The following is a 16,514-nucleotide window of genomic DNA, read 5'->3' as shown; positions in this document are numbered from 1 at the left end:
AGTCTGGGCCGTGTCTCAGTCCCAGTGTGGCTGATCATCCTCTCAGACCAGCTATGGATCGTCGCCTTGGTAGGCTTTTACCCCACCAACTAGCTAATCCAGCGCGGGCCCATCTAGGGGCGATAAATCTTTCACCCGAAGGTCGTATACGGTATTAGCACGAGTTTCCCCGAGTTATTCCGTACCCCTAGGTAGGTTCCCACGTGTTACTCACCCGTCTGCCACTCCCTCCGAAGAGGGCGTTCGACTTGCATGTGTTAAGCCTGCCGCCAGCGTTCGTTCTGAGCCAGGATCAAACTCTCAAGTTGAGTTGATCCGACTGTCCCTCGCGAGGAAAATCGCGAGGCTGACGCAAAATACACTCACATTCGTTTCCCGGCTTGGGACCGGGTAACGGGGTAATGTGTGTAGAAACATCAGACAGTCAGTGTTCTGTTCGATCAGTTTCCTGATCTCGCGAGGACACCGCCGTCCACGTTTCTCTTTCTCAAACCACAATGTCAAAGAGCACCTGAGTCTCACGACGCTTTGGAGCGCCCCGAAACCAAGGGTCGTAAGCGACCCGAAGGACAGCTTCACCTCGCCTTCCATACGGAAGTCGGGGCCTGCTGTCATCCATAATAGGATCGTTTACTAGGCCACAAAGAGCACATCAGGGCAAGCCCTTAAATACTCTCTACCAGAGGGTGAACGTTGCCCCCGAAGGAGCAGGCCGCCGTGACCTCGTGGAGGCGGTTTATAGGGAGGTGGCCCTGCCCTGTCAAACACCTTTTTCGTGCTTTCTTCAAAAAAATCCAAGGTCTTTGCGCTTGACTCCGGCTGGCCTTTCTGGCTCGCGAGACCCAAGGGTTGTGCGGGTAGATTCGGAGCCGAAACGGCCCGAAGCGTGCACATGAAGAGCAAAGGACGTCGTGCCGGCCGGGACTGTCCCGAAGGCGCACAGCAATAGGGCCACATTGGCTACTTGTTATGGAACAGGCCGACAAAGATCGAAGGAAAGAAACGTACTAAACCTTCATAATTGGTGAATATACTGGTTTTGGAACAGTCTCCGCGTTGACAGGGGCGGCACCCTCGGGGCATCGTCTTTCACGACGCATTACAGTTTGTTTCGGCGGTGGGGCAGTCCGCCGGTACTCAAGCTAGTGAGACTGATAACTGAGGTTTTTCGGCTAAGTGCCGGAGAAGGTTATCTGGAATCGTGCCGGGGGGCAGCGAGTTGTACGACACGGGGACCCACGTGACAGACGATAAAAGCAGCGGTACCGACGGAAACGCGCCGGCGACCGATACCTTCTGGCAGCGCGCGCGACACAACGCCCAGCAATCCCTGAAACTCTATTCTTCCGTGAGCCGCCTGGCGCTCGGCCAGTCGCGCTGGATCGCGGCATCGGCCGTACTCGGAACAATGTCGCTCGCGCTGGTCGGCGTCGGCATCGCCTCGCTGGTCGCTCCCTATGAAGGCGTGGCGACCGCATCGCTGACGGCGGACCGCGCCCCGCGCGTGATCGCATGGAACGCGAACGGCACACCGCAAGCCGATACATCCACCCTGCTGGCGGCGGTAAGCGCCGCGCCGCGGATGACGGACGAAACGGAAAACCATCCGGCAATGGAAGAGGGCGCGGCAATCGCCCTCACCGGTCCGGAGACGGAAGACGACGCGCTCCTTACCGCATCGCTTGCCGACCCCGGCCTTTTCGATCCGCTTACGGAAGAGAAGCTGGCCGCGGAAGCCGCAAGCCTGCCCGCCACACCGCGATCCGTTGCACAGACGGTCGAACTCGCGAGCGGCGAAACGCTGATGGAAGTGCTGCAGGATGCCGGCGTCGATCGCATCGACGCCTACCATGCGGTCGCGGCGATGACCTCGCATTACAGCCCGCGCAAGCTGCGCGCCGGTCAGGAAATCTCGCTCACCTTCATGGAAACGCCGGACGGCGCCGTGGGTGAGGACGAAAGCGGCACGCCCGCAAAATACCTCACCGCCCTTTCGCTCGTGCCCGATATCGAGCGCACCATCGAGGTGAAGCGCAACGAGGACGGCAGTTTCGACAGCCAGGAGATCAAGCACGAATTCACCGAAGGCTTCGTGCGCGCGGCGGGAACGATCAACAACTCGCTCTTCCTCGATGGAGAACAGGCCGGCGTTCCCGCGCCCATCATCATCGAACTGATCCGCATGTACTCCTACAGCGTCGACTTCCAGCGCGAAATTCAGCCGGGCGACAAGTTCGAAGTCTATTTCAGCCGCAAGTTCGACGAGAACGAACGGCCCGTGAAGGAAGGCGACGTGCTCTTCGCCGCGCTGACCGTCGGCGGCAAGTCCCACAAGCTCTGGCGCTTCGATCCGGGCGACGGCGTCTGGGACTATTTCGACGAGAACGGCCAGAGCATGAAGAAGTTCCTGATGAAGACGCCGATCGACGGCGCGCGCATCAGTTCGACCTACGGTCTGCGCCGCCATCCGATCCTCGGCTACTCGAAGATGCATGCGGGCGTTGACTTTGCCGCGCCGCGCGGCACGCCCGTCTACGCCGCCGGCGACGGCACGATAACGCGCGCGAACCGCTTCAGCAGCTTCGGCAACTACGTGTCGATCCGCCATGCGAACGGTTACGAAACGGCCTACGCGCATCTGAACGGCTTTGCGCGCGGCATCAAGGCCGGAACGCGCGTGCGCCAAGGGCAGGTGATCGCCTATGTCGGTACGACGGGACGCTCCACCGGTCCACATCTCCACTACGAAGTGCATGTGGGCGGCAAGAAGATGAACCCGCTCGCCCTCAAGGTGCCGACCGGACGCAAGCTCGACGGCAAGCAGCTCGCCGCCTTCAAGGAAATGCGCGGCACGCTGTCGACGAAGATGGCCGAAGCCCCGCTCGCCACCAGGGTGGCGCAGGCGACGGTGGATGCGGGCGGCGGCGCGAACTGATCATCCGTTCACGGAATATCGAGAAAGCCGGGCCGCCGCGAGGTGCCCGGCTTCTTTTCGTTTTCCGGGGATAAAGCGGGCCTTTTCACGCCTGCTGTCATCGTAATGTCACGATAACGTCACAAAGCGCTTTCGCACGCTGCCGCGTGCCGGAAAACGCACATTGGCGCGCACCTCCCCCCGCCGCTCCGATGGCCGGATATCCCCGCCGCAGACGAAAGCGGGGACAAGTCGCCACGCCACCCGATAGAAGCACCCGCGAAAAACTTGTCCCCGGTTCCCGACGCCCTCTTCAATCGTCGAGAAAGGTCCGAATCGAGGCGTTCGCCCGCTCGGGCATTTCGAGCGGCAGGAAATGCGAAGCACCGGGCACGATGTCGAGCGTCGCATCGGGAATGGCATGCGCCATTGCCTCCGTATGGACCCGCTTGATGCTGTCATGCTCGCCCGCCATGACGAGGACCGGCGCCTCGATGCGGCCGAGATCCGCGGCGGCATAGTTGGGCGAGGTCCGCCACATATGGAGCACCTTCTCCGCGAAGACCGGCCAGCGCGACGGATCGGGCGCGACATTGATATAGAAGTCGCGCGCGGGCGCGAGCGCCTCGCCAAGCTCGGCGGCACTTTCGGGCGGCATCGACGAAAGCCCGTCCAGGCTGTAATTCGCGCCGATGGTGACGAGGCGGCGGACGCGGTCCGGATGCTCCATCGCGACGATGAGGCCGATGATGCCGCCATCGCTCCAGCCGACGATGTCCGCATTCCCGATACCGAGCTCGTCCATGAGCGCCAGCATGTCGACCGCCATCTGCTCATAGGTGATCGGCGCGTCGATATCGCTTGAGCGGCCATGACCGCGGCTGTCCGGCGCGACGACGAAGTGCGCGGGCGCCAGCGCCGAGATCTGGTAGTGCATGCTCTCGATGAAGCCCATGCCGCCATGGAGCACGAGGACGGGCGGCGCCTCGCGGTCGCCATAGGTCTCGTAATAGAGGCCGATGCCGTTGACCGGGGCATGTGCGCCGCCATTCGCCTCGCCGGAAAAGAGCTTCCAGACATAGAAGGCGGGAATGCCGGAAGCCGACCGGTTGAGCGCCCAGAAACCGGCAGCCGCCAGCACCACCAGCAGCGCGACGGCAGGCAGGATGTATTTCTTCAGATGCTGCGGCATGGGCCCCTCCCCTCTTTGTGGCGCCTGATCCAATCTCCTACGCGGACACCACGAATCGGGCGATATTCTTTCCTGGAATAATGTATTGACGTGAGAACAAATAGAGAACTTTAATGGGTTTCTATCTCACGCTGCAGGGGACTTCCATGACTCACAACATGACATCAGTAGAGGTGTGCGCCGGTGCGGGCGGGCAGGCTCTCGGTCTGGAGAAAGCAGGGTTCTCCCATGAAGCATGCGTTGAGATAGAAGAAGTCTGCTGTGACACGCTCAGGACAAACCGGCCGGAGTGGTCCATTTTCCAGGAAGACCTCAATTCCTTCGACGGCACACCCTATAAGGGCGTCGATCTTTTTGCCGGCGGCCTTCCCTGTCCTCCTTTCTCCATAGCGGGCAAGCAGCTTGGCGCAAATGACGAGCGCAACCTTTTTCCCGCTGCAATCCGGCTGATCGGCGAAATCAAACCTCAAGCCGTGATGATCGAAAACGTCAAAGGTATTATGTCGCCTGCCTTCGATGAATACCGTGAGGAGATGGCGCGGCAATTCGATAAACTTGGCTATGAAATCAGGCCGAAGATACTCAACGCGTCGAGTTTTGGCGTATCCCAGCTTCGCCCGCGCGTTATGTTTGTTGCTCTCAGGCATTCAATAAAGGATGCGTTCCGCTGGCCGTCGGAAATCGCCGAGTGTCCGCCAACGGTTGGAGACAAGCTGTTCGACCTCATGACCGAGCGCGGATGGAAAGGTGCTCGGGCATGGCGGAACAAAGCGAACAGCATTGCTCCCACCCTGGTCGGCGGGTCCAAGAAGCACGGCGGACCCGATCTGGGGCCTACACGGGCAAAGCGGGCTTGGGCAGAGCTCGGAGTTGACGGAATGGGAATAGCGAACGAAGCGCCTGAAAGAGACTTCGAGGGCAACCCGCGGCTAACGGTACGTATGTGCGCGCGCCTGCAAGGATTCGACGACGATTGGCAATTCAGCGGCCGGAAGACAGCCGCGTATCGTCAAGTCGGCAATGCGTTTCCGCCACCGGTTGCGGCAGCGGTGGCGCGTGAGGTAGCGATTGCGCTGTCCGCAAGGAAGCTAGTCCCGATCAAGACCGTTGCATGAGCAAAGTCAGCAAATCACCATTCTTTCAGGAAGCCCGAAAGGGCTTCCACGCCGCGCTCTTGAAAGGCAAGTTACTAACCATAAACGCGAATGGCGTTCCGTCTATTGCTGACGTGGGCTCCCGATTAAGCATTGAGATTTCCCGCGGCATTATTGGGCGTCTTGGCAGCGAGGTGGCTGGCGATCGACTGTCGGGACAAATGGCCGGAGCAAAGTTTGAAGACGTTGTTGGCGAGTTCCTCCGGCTCACGTTTCCCAAATTGCAGAACGTCCGTCCCGGAAACTTCGAGGTAAAGAAGGGAAGCTCTCGCCTTGCGATTGCAGAGTGCGATCAGTACGACCACTTGGCGGCACTGAAGACGGCGACTGAGAATGACCCGGCCCTAGCTGTTGCATTAGGTGCTGACTATATCATCAAGCCCGACATTATGATCTTCCGCCATCCCGAGGATGACGACAAAATCAACCACAGCGAATTCCTTGTAAATTCTTTTGTCGCCAAGCGCACGAGCATCAGATCGTCAAATAATCAAAAGCCGATATTGCACGCTAGCGTTTCGTGCAAATGGACTTTGAGATCAGACAGAGCGCAGAACGCACGGTCAGAAGCGCTTAATCTCATCAGAAATCGTAAAGGCAGACTTCCTCACATCGCAATTGTGACAGGAGAGCCGACGCCGAATCGACTGGCGTCATTGGCATTGGGCACAGGTGACATCGACTGTGTTTACCATTTTGCGTTGGACGAACTTGTTCAGACCATAGAAGAGCAAGACCGCGAAGACTCCATAGCTCTTCTGAAAATGATGATTGACGGAAAGAGGCTGCGCGATATCGCAGACCTCCCGCTCGACTTGGCTGTTTAAGATTGAGTAGTGATGGCTGACAAACTGACGCCTGCGAGGCGCAGTGAAAATATGTCTCGCATCAGGTCGACAGAGACGCGCCCTGAACTTCACGTCCGAAAGCTAGTCAGGAGCCTTGGATATTCGGGGTATCGTCTCCATCGCAAGGATTTGCCTGGAAAGCCCGACATAGCTTTCATTGGCCGCAAGAAGGCGATCTTTGTTCATGGATGTTTTTGGCATCAGCATCCTGATCCGGGATGCCTTGACGGCCGCCTGCCAAAATCCCGGCAAGAGTACTGGCTTCCAAAACTCGAGCGGAACCAGAAGCGGGATGCCACAGCCTTCAAACAACTGGTTGAAGCCGGATGGACTGTCTTGGTGATCTGGGAATGTGATCTGCGCCGGGAGGCGGAGCTCACGAAGAAAATTCAGAAGTTTCTGGCCAACTGAACGAAAAAAAAGGCCGCCCTTTCGAGCGGCCTTTCGTTTGCGTGCCTGCGGGCAGCGTCTTATTGCGCCATGCGGCGGGTTTCGTCGCTGTCCTCGTCGAGATCGGTGACGGCGCCGCCTCGCGCGGAGGGCACCTCGCCTGTGTCGGCGCCGACCTCGTGGCCATCGATGATGAGGCCCTCGGCACCGGCCGACACGGTGACCTTCTGCCCGTCCGCGATCTTGCCCATGAGCAGGAGCTCGGCCAGCGGGTCCTGCATGTTGCGCTGGATGACGCGCTTCAAGGGCCGTGCGCCATAGACCGGGTCGTAGCCCTGATCGGCAAGCCAGGTGCGCGCCGCCTCGTCGAGCGCGATCTCGATCTTGCGGCCGGCAAGGAGCTTCGCCAGACGGACCATCTGGATGTCGACGATCGTGTCCATCTGCTCGCGGGTGAGCCGGTGGAAGAGCAGTATCTCGTCCAGACGGTTGAGGAATTCCGGCCGGAAGCGCGAGCGCACCACGTCCATGACCTGCGCGCGCACGCCCTCGACATCCTCGCCCGGCGCCTGCTCGGCGAGATATTCCGCGCCGAGATTGGACGTCATGATGATGAGCACGTTCTTGAAATCGACCGTGCGACCCTGCCCGTCGGTGAGGCGTCCGTCGTCCAGCACCTGCAGGAGGACGTTGAAGACATCCGGGTGCGCCTTCTCGATCTCGTCGAACAGCACGACCTGATAGGGCCTGCGGCGGACGGCCTCGGTGAGCGCACCGCCTTCCTCATAGCCGACATAGCCCGGCGGCGCGCCGATGAGGCGGGCGACCGAATGCTTCTCCATGTATTCCGACATATCGAGGCGGACGATCGCCTGATCGTCGTCGAAGAGGAATTCGGCAAGCGCCTTGGTGAGCTCCGTCTTGCCGACGCCCGTGGGCCCGAGGAAGAGGAACGAGCCGATGGGCCGGTTGGGGTCCTGCAGACCCGCGCGCGCGCGGCGCACGGCGCGCGAGACGGCGGAGACCGCCTCCGCCTGGCCGACGACACGGGCTGACAGCGCCTTTTCCATGCCGATGAGCTTTTCGCGCTCGCCTTCGAGCATCTTGTCGACGGGAATGCCCGTCCAGCGCGAGACGACCTGCGCGATATGCTGCTCGGTGACGGCCTCTTCGAGCATCGCCCCGCCCTGCTGTTCGCGCTTCTCGGTTTCCGCGAGCTTCTTTTCGAGCTCGGGGATGATGCCATAGGCGAGTTCGGAGGCGCGCTCCAGCTTTCCGCCGCGCTGCGCCTGCACAAGTTCGTTGCGGGCGGCGTCGAGCTCTTCCTTGAGCTTCTGCGCGGAAGCGAGCTTCGACTTCTCCGCCGACCATGCGGCGGCGAGATCGGCGGACTTCCTTTCGAGTTCCGAAAGTTCGGTCTCGATCTTTTCGAGCCGGTCCTTCGAAGCGTCGTCCTTTTCCTTCTTCAACGCCTCGCGCTCGATCTTGAGCTGGATGACGCGGCGGTCGATCTCGTCGAGTTCTTCCGGTTTGGAATCGACCTGCATGCGCAGCCGCGACGCGGCCTCGTCCATGAGGTCGATCGCCTTGTCGGGCAGGAAACGGTCGGCGATGTAGCGGTCCGACATGGTGGCGGCGGCGACGAGCGCGGCATCGGAAATACGCACGCCGTGATGCAGCTCGTATTTTTCCTTGAGGCCGCGAAGAATGGAGATCGTGTCTTCCACCGTCGGCTCGTCCACGAAGACGGGCTGGAAGCGCCGCGCCAGCGCCGCGTCCTTTTCGACATATTTGCGGTATTCGTCGAGCGTCGTCGCGCCGACGCAATGGAGATCGCCGCGCGCCAGCGCAGGTTTCAGGAGGTTCGACGCGTCCATGGCGCCGTCCGTCTTGCCGGCGCCGACAAGCTGGTGCATCTCGTCGATGAAGAGGATGATGCCGCCATCGGCCGACGATACTTCGGCGAGAACGGCCTTGAGGCGCTCCTCGAATTCGCCGCGATATTTCGCGCCCGCGATCAGCGCGCCGAGATCGAGCGCCATCAGCGACTTGTTCTTGAGGCTTTCGGGCACGTCGCCATTGACGATGCGCAGCGCGAGGCCTTCCGTGATCGCGGTCTTGCCGACGCCGGGCTCGCCGATGAGCACGGGATTGTTCTTCGTGCGCCGCGAGAGCACCTGGATGGTGCGGCGGATTTCCTCGTCGCGGCCGATCACCGGATCGAGCTTGCCCGCGCGCGCATCCGCCGTGAGGTCGCGCGCATATTTCTTCAAGGCGTCGTAAGCATCTTCCGCGCTCGCGCTGTCGGCGGTGCGGCCCTTGCGCACGCGCTCGATGGCGGCGTTGAGGCTTTGCGCCGTGACGCCCGCGGTCTTGAGGATTTTTTCCGATTCGGTGCCCGGCGTGAGCAGGATCGCCAGCAGGAGACGCTCGGCGGTGACGTAGCTGTCGCCCGCTTTCTTGGCGAGCTGCTCGGCCTGCTCGAAAAGCTTCGCCATCTCCGGCGCGAGATAGAGCTGGCCCGCACCCGAGCCCTCGACCTTCGGCATTTTCGACAGCGCCGTCTCGACGCCCTGAAGCGCCTGGTCGGGTCGGCCGCCGGCCGCGCGGATGAGACCCGCGGCGAGACCTTCCTCGTCGTCGAGCAGAACCTTCAGGAGATGTTCGGGTGTGAAACGCTGATGCCCCGAGCGAACGGCAAGCCCCTGCGCGGACTGGATGAAGCCGCGGCTCCGGTCCGTGTATTTTTCGAGATCCATATGTCTTCCCTTTCAAGCACGCTTCCCGGCCAGCCGGACTTCGCCCGCGCCGCGCCGTCGCGCCTCATATGCTTTGGCACCAACCCTCTTCGAGGCATTGATCCCCATCATGTATCGGGTCAGATATTGGTGTTGCTTGATAGTCACACAAGGGGCAATCTCCAGTCAGTTTGCCGCAGAAACCTGCCGAATTCGTGAACCCGAAAGAGAGGCCCGCCATGGAGGCGCAAAGGAGGGGAGACAGCGCCAGGATCGTCGGCCTCTACCGGTATCCGGTCAAGGGGCTCTCGCCGGAGCCGCTGGCTGAGGTAACGCTCGAGGCGGGCGGCACGTTTCCCTGGGACAGGGCTTTTGCCATCGAGAACGGGAAACACGATTTCGACCCGGAAAACCCGAAGCACTTCCCGAAGATCAAGTTCCTGATGCTGATGCGCGACGAACGGCTGGCAAGGCTGAAGACCCGCTTCGACGATGCGACCACGACGCTCCATATCGCGCTGGACGGCAAGGAGATGCTGGCCGCGAACCTGATGAGCGATGACGGACGGCGCGCGCTGGAGGGTTTCATGGCGCGTTACATGGAGAAGGAATTGCGGGGCACGCCCCGCGTCGTTCATGCGCCGGGCTTCTCGCATTCGGACGCGCCGGCAAAGCTCGTCTCGATCATCAATATGGCGAGCGTGCGGGCGCTGGAGGAGAAGGTGGGCCGGCACATCCACCCGCTGCGCTTTCGCGGCAATATCTATGTGGAGGGGCTCGCGCCCTTCGAGGATCACGACTGGGTGGGCAGGCGCTTCACCATGGGGGACACGCGCTTCAAGGGCGTGCACAAGACGGTGCGATGCGCGGCGACGAATGTGGACCCGGACACGGGCGCGCGCGACATGGAGATACCCCAGACGCTGATGCGCCATTGGGGTCATTCAGATCTCGGGCTTTATGCGGAAATAGAATCGCCGGGCACGCTGAGGCCGGGCGACCGCATCGTGCCGGACGCCTGACCCCGCGGCAGCGCTAGTCCTGGCTCATCCTAGTCCTGGCTCTTCAAGGTGAGATACATCAGCGCGAGATAGACCACCGGAATGATCACGAGTACGCCGAACTCGACAATCGTCGGCGCCGGGCAGCCGTTGCTCGCCATGCGATAGCCCACATAAAGCACCGACATGAGAATGATCGCCATGCCGATGTACCACGGCATCAAACGGTTCCGGCTCGATCCTGCATTGGCCATTCGGCATCTCCCTCGCGAAAAGGCGTTGAAGCCCAATCTGCAAAAGGAAGAACGGCCGCGCATTGACATCGATCAACGGCGGCCGGTCCTGCTGGAATGAACGGATGCCTCAGTCCGCGGCGCCGCTTTCGGCGGGCGCCGCATCGGGGCGCGCACCCTCGGTGCGCGGACGGCGGCGGCGGTTGCTGCGGCGGCGCGGCTGACCGCCCTCGCCTTCGGCACCCTGGGCGGAGGTTTCGGAGGTGCTCGCCTCGGGAGCATCCTCGCCTTCCTCGCCGGAAGCGGCCTCGCTGCCATAGCCATTCGGCTGTGCATTGCCCGCATGGCCGTTCTGACCGTTGCCATTATTGCCGTTGTTGCCGCTCTGCTGATGCCAGGGCTGGCCCGGATGGCGCGGCTGCGGCCCGTCCGGCGCGAAATCGTTCTCGTTCTCCTCGTCCTCGTCGGGACGATAGGCGAGATTCGTCTGCGGGCGCTGCTGGCCTTCCTGGCCCTGCTGTGCCGCCAGAAGCAGGCGGTAATAGTGCTCAGCGTGCTGATAGTAGTTTTCAGCCGCGATCCGGTCGCCTGCGGAGATCGCATCGCGTGCGAGCTGCTGGTACTTCTCGCAAATATGTGCCGCGTTGCCGCGAATCTTCACATCCGGACCGTTGCTGTCGTAAGCACGGTTGGTCGAATGCTGCGGCTTGCGTCCGCCGCGCCCGCGAGAGCGCTTGGAGTTGTTTTGCCCCTGCCTCATATCTTTTGATTTCTCGCTACTGGTTCAACTCAGGGTTCCGGTTTCGACACTGCCACGCTCGAACACAATGCCCCGTCTGGACAAGATGCCTCGTTCGGACATGCCGCTTTCCGGGTCGTTTTCCGGCGTTCCGCGAGCGGATAGGCGCTCTCCTGGTGCGGATGGCAACGGCTTGCCGCACCGGCATCGCAAAGACGGCATACGTCTCAAGCGAAGCGGACTTCCTCAGCACACACCTGCCGTCCCCGAGGGTTCCGGCCGGCTCGACTGCCAAGAAGTTCTGGCCTGTACCGCGCGGCCCAGCCCCGGCGCAACGATACGTTTTAAAGGCCTCAGTTCAATGCGGGCTGCCTTCAGCGTCTTTCGAACCCGATCCGAACGGCAGTACCTGCCTCGGCTCATCGTCCCTGTTTTTCGGAGGACGGGGTTCGAGGAGCGAGGCTTTCCGGCCCGGCTCATTTTCCCTGACAAGAAAGGTAGCGTCCCGAGACCGCGATTCCAACCGTTTTCTGCGTCGAAAAAACCGGAAATTCAAGCCCGTGGCCATGCTGCAACGAGGGCGCGGGGGACGCCGGCGAGGTCCGGCACGATACGGGACAAGCCAAATCCCGCCGCTTCGAAGATCGCTGTGACGGCATCCGCCTGCCCTGCGCCGAGTTCGACGACCGCATGGCCCCCCTGCGTCAAATGGTCCGGAAGGAGGCGCGCAAGGGCGCGGTAAGCGTCGAGCCCGTCCTCGCCGCCATCGAGCGCGAGCATGGGGTCGTGGAGGCGGACTTCCCCGGCGAGACCCGCAATGTCGCCATGAGGGATGTAGGGCGGGTTCGACACGGCGAGGTCGAAGCGGCCTTCGACATTTTCCGTCCACTCGCTCTCGATGAATTGGGCGCGCGCGGACAGACCGAGCGCCGACGCATTCGAGGCCGCGACGGCGAGCGCGCCCTCCGACAGGTCGACGCCGGTGCCCACCGCATCCTGCCGCTCATGGAGGAGCGAAAGGAGGAGGCAGCCCGTTCCCGTGCCGAGATCGAGAAGGCGCGGGCGCTCGATGTCTTTCAGCAGGTCGAGAGCGGTTTCCACCAGCGTCTCGCTGTCGGCGCGCGGATCGAGCGTCTCGGCCGTGACCGTGAAGGGGAGACCCCAGAACTCGCGCGAGCCGAGAATGCGCGAGACAGGTTCGCGCGCGAGGCGGCGGCGCTCCCAACCCGCGAGACGTTCCTCTTCGGCGCGCGTCATGAGCGTGCCCGGCTCGCGGATCATCTCGATGTCGCTCGCGCCCGTTGCCGCCTGGACGAGGATGCGGGCATCGAGCGCGGGCGTCGGCAGGCCCGCCTCCTTCAGACGATGGGCCAGCATGCGCATCGCGTGGTCGCGCGTCGTCACGCGTCTTCTTCCATCGCGGCGAGGCGGGCAGCCTGATCCTCGGCGATGAGCGCGCCGATGAGTTCGCCAAGCCCCTCGCCTTCCAGCACCTCGGAAAGCTTGTGCAGCGTGAGGTTGATGCGGTGATCGGTGACGCGGCTCTGCGGAAAATTGTAAGTGCGGATGCGCTCGGAGCGGTCGCCGGAGCCGACCTGTCCCTTGCGGTTGGCGGCGCGTTCCTTGTCGATGCGTTCGCGCTCCGCGTCGAAAAGCCTGGCGCGGAGAATCTGCATCGCCCGCGCCTTGTTCTTGTGCTGGGACTTCTCGTCCTGCTGCGAGACGACGATGCCGGTCGGCAGATGGGTGATGCGCACCGCGCTTTCCGTCTTGTTGACGTGCTGGCCGCCCGCGCCCGAGGCCCGGAAGACGTCGATACGGAGGTCCTTGTCGGCGATCTCGACATCGACTTCCTCAGGCTCCGGCAACACGGCGACGGTGGCCGCCGAGGTATGGATGCGCCCGCCGCCTTCCGTCGCCGGCACGCGCTGCACACGATGGACGCCGGATTCGAATTTGAGTCTGGCATAGACGCCCGCGCCCGAGATGCCCGCGATGATTTCCTTGTAGCCGCCGACCTCGCCTTCCGAAGCGGCGATCAGCTCGACCTTCCAGCCCTTCGACGCCGCGTAGCGCTCATACATGCGGAAGAGATCGCCCGCGAAAAGCGCCGCTTCGTCGCCGCCCGTGCCCGCGCGGACTTCGAGGATGACGTTGCGCTCGTCCGCCGCATCCTTCGGCAGCAGCATGATTTCGACGTCGTGTTCGAGCTTCGGCAGGGCTTCGTTCAGCCGGTCGACCTCGTCGCGCGCCATCTCCGCCATGTCCTTGATGCGCAGAAGCTGTTCGGCATCGGCATATTCGCGCCGCGCGGCCAGCAGCTTGCCGATCGCCTCCGCGACGGGCGTGAGTTCCGCATATTCCTTCGAGAGCTGCACGAAACGCTCGCGCGGCACATCGGCGTTCATTTCGGATTGAACGGCCTCGAAACGGGCAATGACGCTTTGCAGTTTTTCTTCGGGGATCATGTATATCGGCTTTCGGGAAAATAACGTGAAGCTGCGGGCGGACGATCGATCCGCCGGAAAATCGCAGAGCCTCGCTAATCCCCCGCGAGCGCGCGCGGCTCGGCCGCCGCTTCGTCGCTTGCCCGCGCGGCCTCGATTTCCTTCGCCTTGGCCTCGACGAGTTCGACGAGGTGATCGACGATCCTGTCATTCGCGATCTTGTGGTCGCTGAGACCCGCGAGATAGACCATGCCGGAACCGGCGCCGCCGCCGGTAAATCCGATGTCCGTCTGCTCCGCCTCGCCCGGCCCGTTGACGACGCAACCGATGACCGAAAGCGTCATCGGCGTCGCGATATGCGCCAGGCGTTCTTCGAGTACCTTCACCGTGCCGATGACGTCGAAACCCTGACGCGCGCAGGACGGGCAGGAAATGATGGTGACGCCGCGATGGCGCAGATTGAGCGACTTCAGGATATCGAAGCCGACCTTCACTTCCTCGACCGGGTCCGCCGACAGCGACACGCGGATCGTGTCGCCGATGCCGCCCCAGAGCAGCATGCCGAGACCGATGGAGGATTTGACCGTGCCGGTCATCAGCCCGCCCGCCTCCGTCACACCGACATGGAGCGGACAGTCGATCGCGTCTGCAAGCTGCTGATAGGCGGCGACGGTCAGGAAGGGATCGGACGCCTTCACGCTTATCTTGAACGCGTGGAAGTCGTGATCCTGCAGGATGCGCGCATGATCGAGCGCGCTTTCGACCATGGCTTCCGGACAGGGCTCGCCGTATTTTTCGAGAAGATCGCGCTCAAGCGAACCGGCATTGACGCCGATGCGCATCGAAAGCCCGTGGTCCTTCGCCGCCTGCACGACCTCGCGCACCCGCGCTTCCGAACCGATATTGCCGGGATTGATGCGCAGACAGGCGGCGCCCGCTTGCGCTGCCTCGATGGCGCGCTTGTAGTGGAAATGGATGTCCGCGACGATCGGGATGTTCGTCTCGCGCACGATCTCCTTCAGCGCCGCCGTCGAGGCCTCATCCGGGCAGGAAACGCGAACGATGTCGCAGCCCGCTTCCTCGATGCGCCTGATCTGCTCGATCGTCGCCTTCGCGTCGGAGGTCAGCGTATTCGTCATCGTCTGGACGGAAATCGGCGCATCGCCGCCCACGGTCACGGACCCAACATGGATCTGCCGGCTTTTCCTGCGGGTGATGTCGCGCCAGGGTCTGATGCTCATGAAATCGTCAGCGGGATCTGCCCGCTTCTCTTCGTCCTGCCTCGCGGACGGTTGGCCTCGATGGACGAACCATCGCGCCTTCTCATAGCAGAAATATGGCAGCGCCGCATATCCCGCGGCTTTTGGCGGTTTCCGGCCCACCCGCCCCTCGGGGCGGGTCGACAAAATTCAAGCGGAACGCGCCGAATTTTTCGGGGCGGGGGGCAGCGACTGACGTTTGCCCGCATGACTCTATCGCGGAAAAGCCCGTCCGCTCCGCCCCCCGCCCCAAACGGTCTTCGACCGTTTGACCCTCCCCGAGGGGAGGGTGAGAAGATTATTCGACCGGATTTCCGACGGACTGTGCGGACGCTTCAGCCTCTTCGGCCGGCGCTGGCTGCGGCATGGCGGCAAGGAGCGCCTCCACTTCGAGCGACTTGCCCGTGAGCACGAGGGTGGGCGGACCGGCAAGGCCAAGGGATGTGCCGTCGACCATGAGCTCGAAGGCGCTGGCGTCGCGCGCGACGAGGATCACGCCGGGCGTGCGCGGCACGCGGTAGCTGTCGCCCGCGTTGAAGGTCTGCTCGATGAGCACCTTGCCCACGCCATCCTCGACGCGAATCCAGGCGCCATCGCGGCGCGCGCGCACGACGACGCGGCCATCGACGTTTTCCGCGCCATAGGGCGTGCCTTCCGGCAGCGGCGGCAGGACATCGGGCGCGACCTCTTCGAGCGCCGCGACCTGCATTTCTTCGGCCTCTGCCATGGCTTCTTCATCGGAAACGGTGGCAGCGGGAGCGGGTTCATAGACGGTTTGCGGCGCAAGCGCGCTGCGCCCGGCCTCCGTGAGCGCAAAACCCGACCCCCGCATAACGGGGACGGCGCCGGCGCCCGGCGTTGCGGCAGAAGCGCTGTCGCCGCGCGTACTCGCGGGCGACGGCGTCGCTTCGACGGCCGCAGGCGCCGCAACGCGCGCCGCCATCATTTCATCGGTCGATTTGGTGAGGAGCCAGCCGCCATAGGCGCCGGCTATGACGACGCACGCCACGATGAGCGCCGTGCCCTTCGGCAGGCGGCGTTCGTCGGACGCATCGGGGAAACGGGGATCGGATGCCGCTTCCATCTCGGCACGATCGAGCTCGGCCTTGTAGCGCTCGACGATGTGGCGGCTGTCGAGGCCGAGATATTCCGCATAGGAACGAACGAAGCCGACGGCATAGGCCCGGGCGGGCAGCGCCTCGTAGCGGCTTTCCTCCAGCGCTTCCAGAAGGTCGCGACGGATGCAGAGCGCCTGGGCGATGGTGCGGATGTCCTCGCTCCGGCGCAGGCGCGCGGCGCGCAGATCGGCTCCAACCGATTCAGCCTCGACCGGAACTTCGTTTGTGATGTCGCGCAAATGCAACCGGCGGCGCGGCTCCGACCTGTCGTCCCCGGCCGGCAGCATTGTGATCTTGTTCATTTTTCCGGGCTCTTCCCGATCTGAGCCATCTCAATCCGCATCGGGCATCATTTCGACCCCACGAATTGCCATGGACGTTTCAAAACGCGGCAGCCGCACCCCGCGAACGGCCTCCGCATAGCGCCCAAACGTATTGAGAACCGAGAATAGACCAAAACTGTTGACAAACTGCAACCGGA

At 62.7% G+C, this 16,514-nt stretch carries 13 protein-coding genes and 1 rRNA gene; 5 read left to right on the top strand and 9 right to left on the bottom strand.

Annotated elements, in window-relative coordinates; genetic code table 11:
• A 16S ribosomal RNA gene (locus ACKUUH_RS08015) occupies nt 1-308 on the bottom strand; the annotation flags it as partial.
• 932 nt (nt 309-1,240) lie between these two features.
• On the opposite strand from ACKUUH_RS08015, the gene ACKUUH_RS08010 reads away from it, so the two are divergent.
• A complete protein-coding gene (locus tag ACKUUH_RS08010) occupies nt 1,241-2,935 on the top strand; it encodes a peptidoglycan DD-metalloendopeptidase family protein (protein WP_407949369.1) in 1,695 nt (564 codons plus the stop codon).
• 292 nt (nt 2,936-3,227) lie between these two features.
• Here ACKUUH_RS08010 and ACKUUH_RS08005 read toward each other — a convergent pair whose 3' ends face one another.
• Nucleotides 3,228-4,106, bottom strand: a complete 879-nt coding sequence (locus tag ACKUUH_RS08005; protein WP_407949368.1) for an alpha/beta fold hydrolase — start codon at nt 4,104-4,106, stop codon at nt 3,228-3,230.
• A 113-nt stretch (nt 4,107-4,219) separates the two neighbouring features.
• On the opposite strand from ACKUUH_RS08005, the gene ACKUUH_RS08000 reads away from it, so the two are divergent.
• The 3 genes from ACKUUH_RS08000 to ACKUUH_RS07990 are packed head-to-tail and all read left to right on the top strand — an operon-like array spanning nt 4,220 to nt 6,519.
• The gene (locus ACKUUH_RS08000; protein WP_407949367.1) at nt 4,220-5,221 is read left to right on the top strand and encodes a DNA cytosine methyltransferase; all 1,002 of its coding nucleotides are present in this window, start codon (nt 4,220-4,222) and stop codon (nt 5,219-5,221) included.
• Nucleotides 5,218-6,087: an NgoMIV family type II restriction endonuclease gene (locus tag ACKUUH_RS07995; protein ID WP_407949366.1), complete on the top strand. Its 870-nt coding sequence runs from the start codon at nt 5,218-5,220 to the stop codon at nt 6,085-6,087. The genes ACKUUH_RS08000 and ACKUUH_RS07995 overlap by 4 nt, the downstream gene beginning before the upstream one ends.
• Before the next feature lie 12 nt (nt 6,088-6,099).
• Nucleotides 6,100-6,519: a very short patch repair endonuclease gene (locus tag ACKUUH_RS07990; protein ID WP_407949365.1), complete on the top strand. Its 420-nt coding sequence runs from the start codon at nt 6,100-6,102 to the stop codon at nt 6,517-6,519.
• Nucleotides 6,520-6,578: 59 nt separating this feature from the next.
• On the opposite strand, the gene clpB is transcribed toward ACKUUH_RS07990, so the two are convergent.
• Nucleotides 6,579-9,257 (bottom strand): ATP-dependent chaperone ClpB, encoded by a 2,679-nt coding sequence (clpB, locus tag ACKUUH_RS07985; protein WP_407949364.1) that lies wholly within the window; start codon nt 9,255-9,257, stop codon nt 6,579-6,581.
• 218 nt (nt 9,258-9,475) lie between these two features.
• Between clpB and ACKUUH_RS07980 the strand changes: the two genes are divergently transcribed.
• Entirely contained in the window at nt 9,476-10,258 is a 783-nt protein-coding gene (locus tag ACKUUH_RS07980) for an MOSC domain-containing protein (RefSeq protein WP_407949363.1), read from the top strand.
• 29 nt (nt 10,259-10,287) lie between these two features.
• On the opposite strand, the gene ACKUUH_RS07975 is transcribed toward ACKUUH_RS07980, so the two are convergent.
• From ACKUUH_RS07975 to ACKUUH_RS07950, 6 genes are all read right to left on the bottom strand, one after another.
• The gene (locus ACKUUH_RS07975; protein WP_407949362.1) at nt 10,288-10,491 is read right to left on the bottom strand and encodes a hypothetical protein; all 204 of its coding nucleotides are present in this window, start codon (nt 10,489-10,491) and stop codon (nt 10,288-10,290) included.
• A gap of 109 nt (nt 10,492-10,600) precedes the next feature.
• Nucleotides 10,601-11,230: a DUF4167 domain-containing protein gene (locus ACKUUH_RS07970; protein WP_407949361.1), complete on the bottom strand. Its 630-nt coding sequence runs from the start codon at nt 11,228-11,230 to the stop codon at nt 10,601-10,603.
• A 531-nt stretch (nt 11,231-11,761) separates the two neighbouring features.
• Nucleotides 11,762-12,613, bottom strand: coding sequence for a peptide chain release factor N(5)-glutamine methyltransferase (gene prmC, locus ACKUUH_RS07965; RefSeq protein ID WP_407949360.1), 852 nt, complete (start codon nt 12,611-12,613; stop codon nt 11,762-11,764).
• Complete coding sequence (gene prfA / locus ACKUUH_RS07960; protein ID WP_407949359.1) at nt 12,610-13,677, bottom strand: peptide chain release factor 1; 1,068 nt, start codon at nt 13,675-13,677, stop codon at nt 12,610-12,612. Before prfA ends, prmC begins: the two co-directional genes overlap by 4 nt.
• Nucleotides 13,678-13,751: 74 nt before the next feature.
• The gene (gene ispG / locus ACKUUH_RS07955) at nt 13,752-14,897 is read right to left on the bottom strand and encodes a flavodoxin-dependent (E)-4-hydroxy-3-methylbut-2-enyl-diphosphate synthase (protein ID WP_407949358.1); all 1,146 of its coding nucleotides are present in this window, start codon (nt 14,895-14,897) and stop codon (nt 13,752-13,754) included.
• 316 nt (nt 14,898-15,213) lie between these two features.
• Nucleotides 15,214-16,335, bottom strand: coding sequence for a helix-turn-helix domain-containing protein (locus ACKUUH_RS07950; protein WP_407949357.1), 1,122 nt, complete (start codon nt 16,333-16,335; stop codon nt 15,214-15,216).
• Nucleotides 16,336-16,514: the final 179 nt, after the last annotated feature.

Source organism: Parvibaculum sp. (genome assembly GCF_045863935.1).
GTDB lineage: Bacteria > Pseudomonadota > Alphaproteobacteria > Parvibaculales > Parvibaculaceae > Parvibaculum.
Note: the sequence above shows the minus strand (reverse complement) of the source record. Positions and strands in the feature narration are given on the sequence as shown.

What these genes read in the sequence shown, in the direction of transcription:
- ACKUUH_RS07975 (WP_407949362.1), bottom strand. Translation starts at nt 10,491, where the DNA reads ATGGCCAATGCAGGATCGAGCCGGAACCGTTTGATGCCGTGGTACATC.
- ACKUUH_RS07990 (WP_407949365.1), top strand. Translation starts at nt 6,100, where the DNA reads ATGGCTGACAAACTGACGCCTGCGAGGCGCAGTGAAAATATGTCTCGC.
- ACKUUH_RS07970 (WP_407949361.1), bottom strand. Translation starts at nt 11,230, where the DNA reads ATGAGGCAGGGGCAAAACAACTCCAAGCGCTCTCGCGGGCGCGGCGGA.
- ACKUUH_RS08000 (WP_407949367.1), top strand. Translation starts at nt 4,220, where the DNA reads ATGGGTTTCTATCTCACGCTGCAGGGGACTTCCATGACTCACAACATG.
- clpB (WP_407949364.1), bottom strand. Translation starts at nt 9,257, where the DNA reads ATGGATCTCGAAAAATACACGGACCGGAGCCGCGGCTTCATCCAGTCC.
- ACKUUH_RS07980 (WP_407949363.1), top strand. Translation starts at nt 9,476, where the DNA reads ATGGAGGCGCAAAGGAGGGGAGACAGCGCCAGGATCGTCGGCCTCTAC.
- ACKUUH_RS07950 (WP_407949357.1), bottom strand. Translation starts at nt 16,335, where the DNA reads ATGAACAAGATCACAATGCTGCCGGCCGGGGACGACAGGTCGGAGCCG.
- prfA (WP_407949359.1), bottom strand. Translation starts at nt 13,677, where the DNA reads ATGATCCCCGAAGAAAAACTGCAAAGCGTCATTGCCCGTTTCGAGGCC.
- ispG (WP_407949358.1), bottom strand. Translation starts at nt 14,897, where the DNA reads ATGAGCATCAGACCCTGGCGCGACATCACCCGCAGGAAAAGCCGGCAG.
- ACKUUH_RS07995 (WP_407949366.1), top strand. Translation starts at nt 5,218, where the DNA reads ATGAGCAAAGTCAGCAAATCACCATTCTTTCAGGAAGCCCGAAAGGGC.
- ACKUUH_RS08005 (WP_407949368.1), bottom strand. Translation starts at nt 4,106, where the DNA reads ATGCCGCAGCATCTGAAGAAATACATCCTGCCTGCCGTCGCGCTGCTG.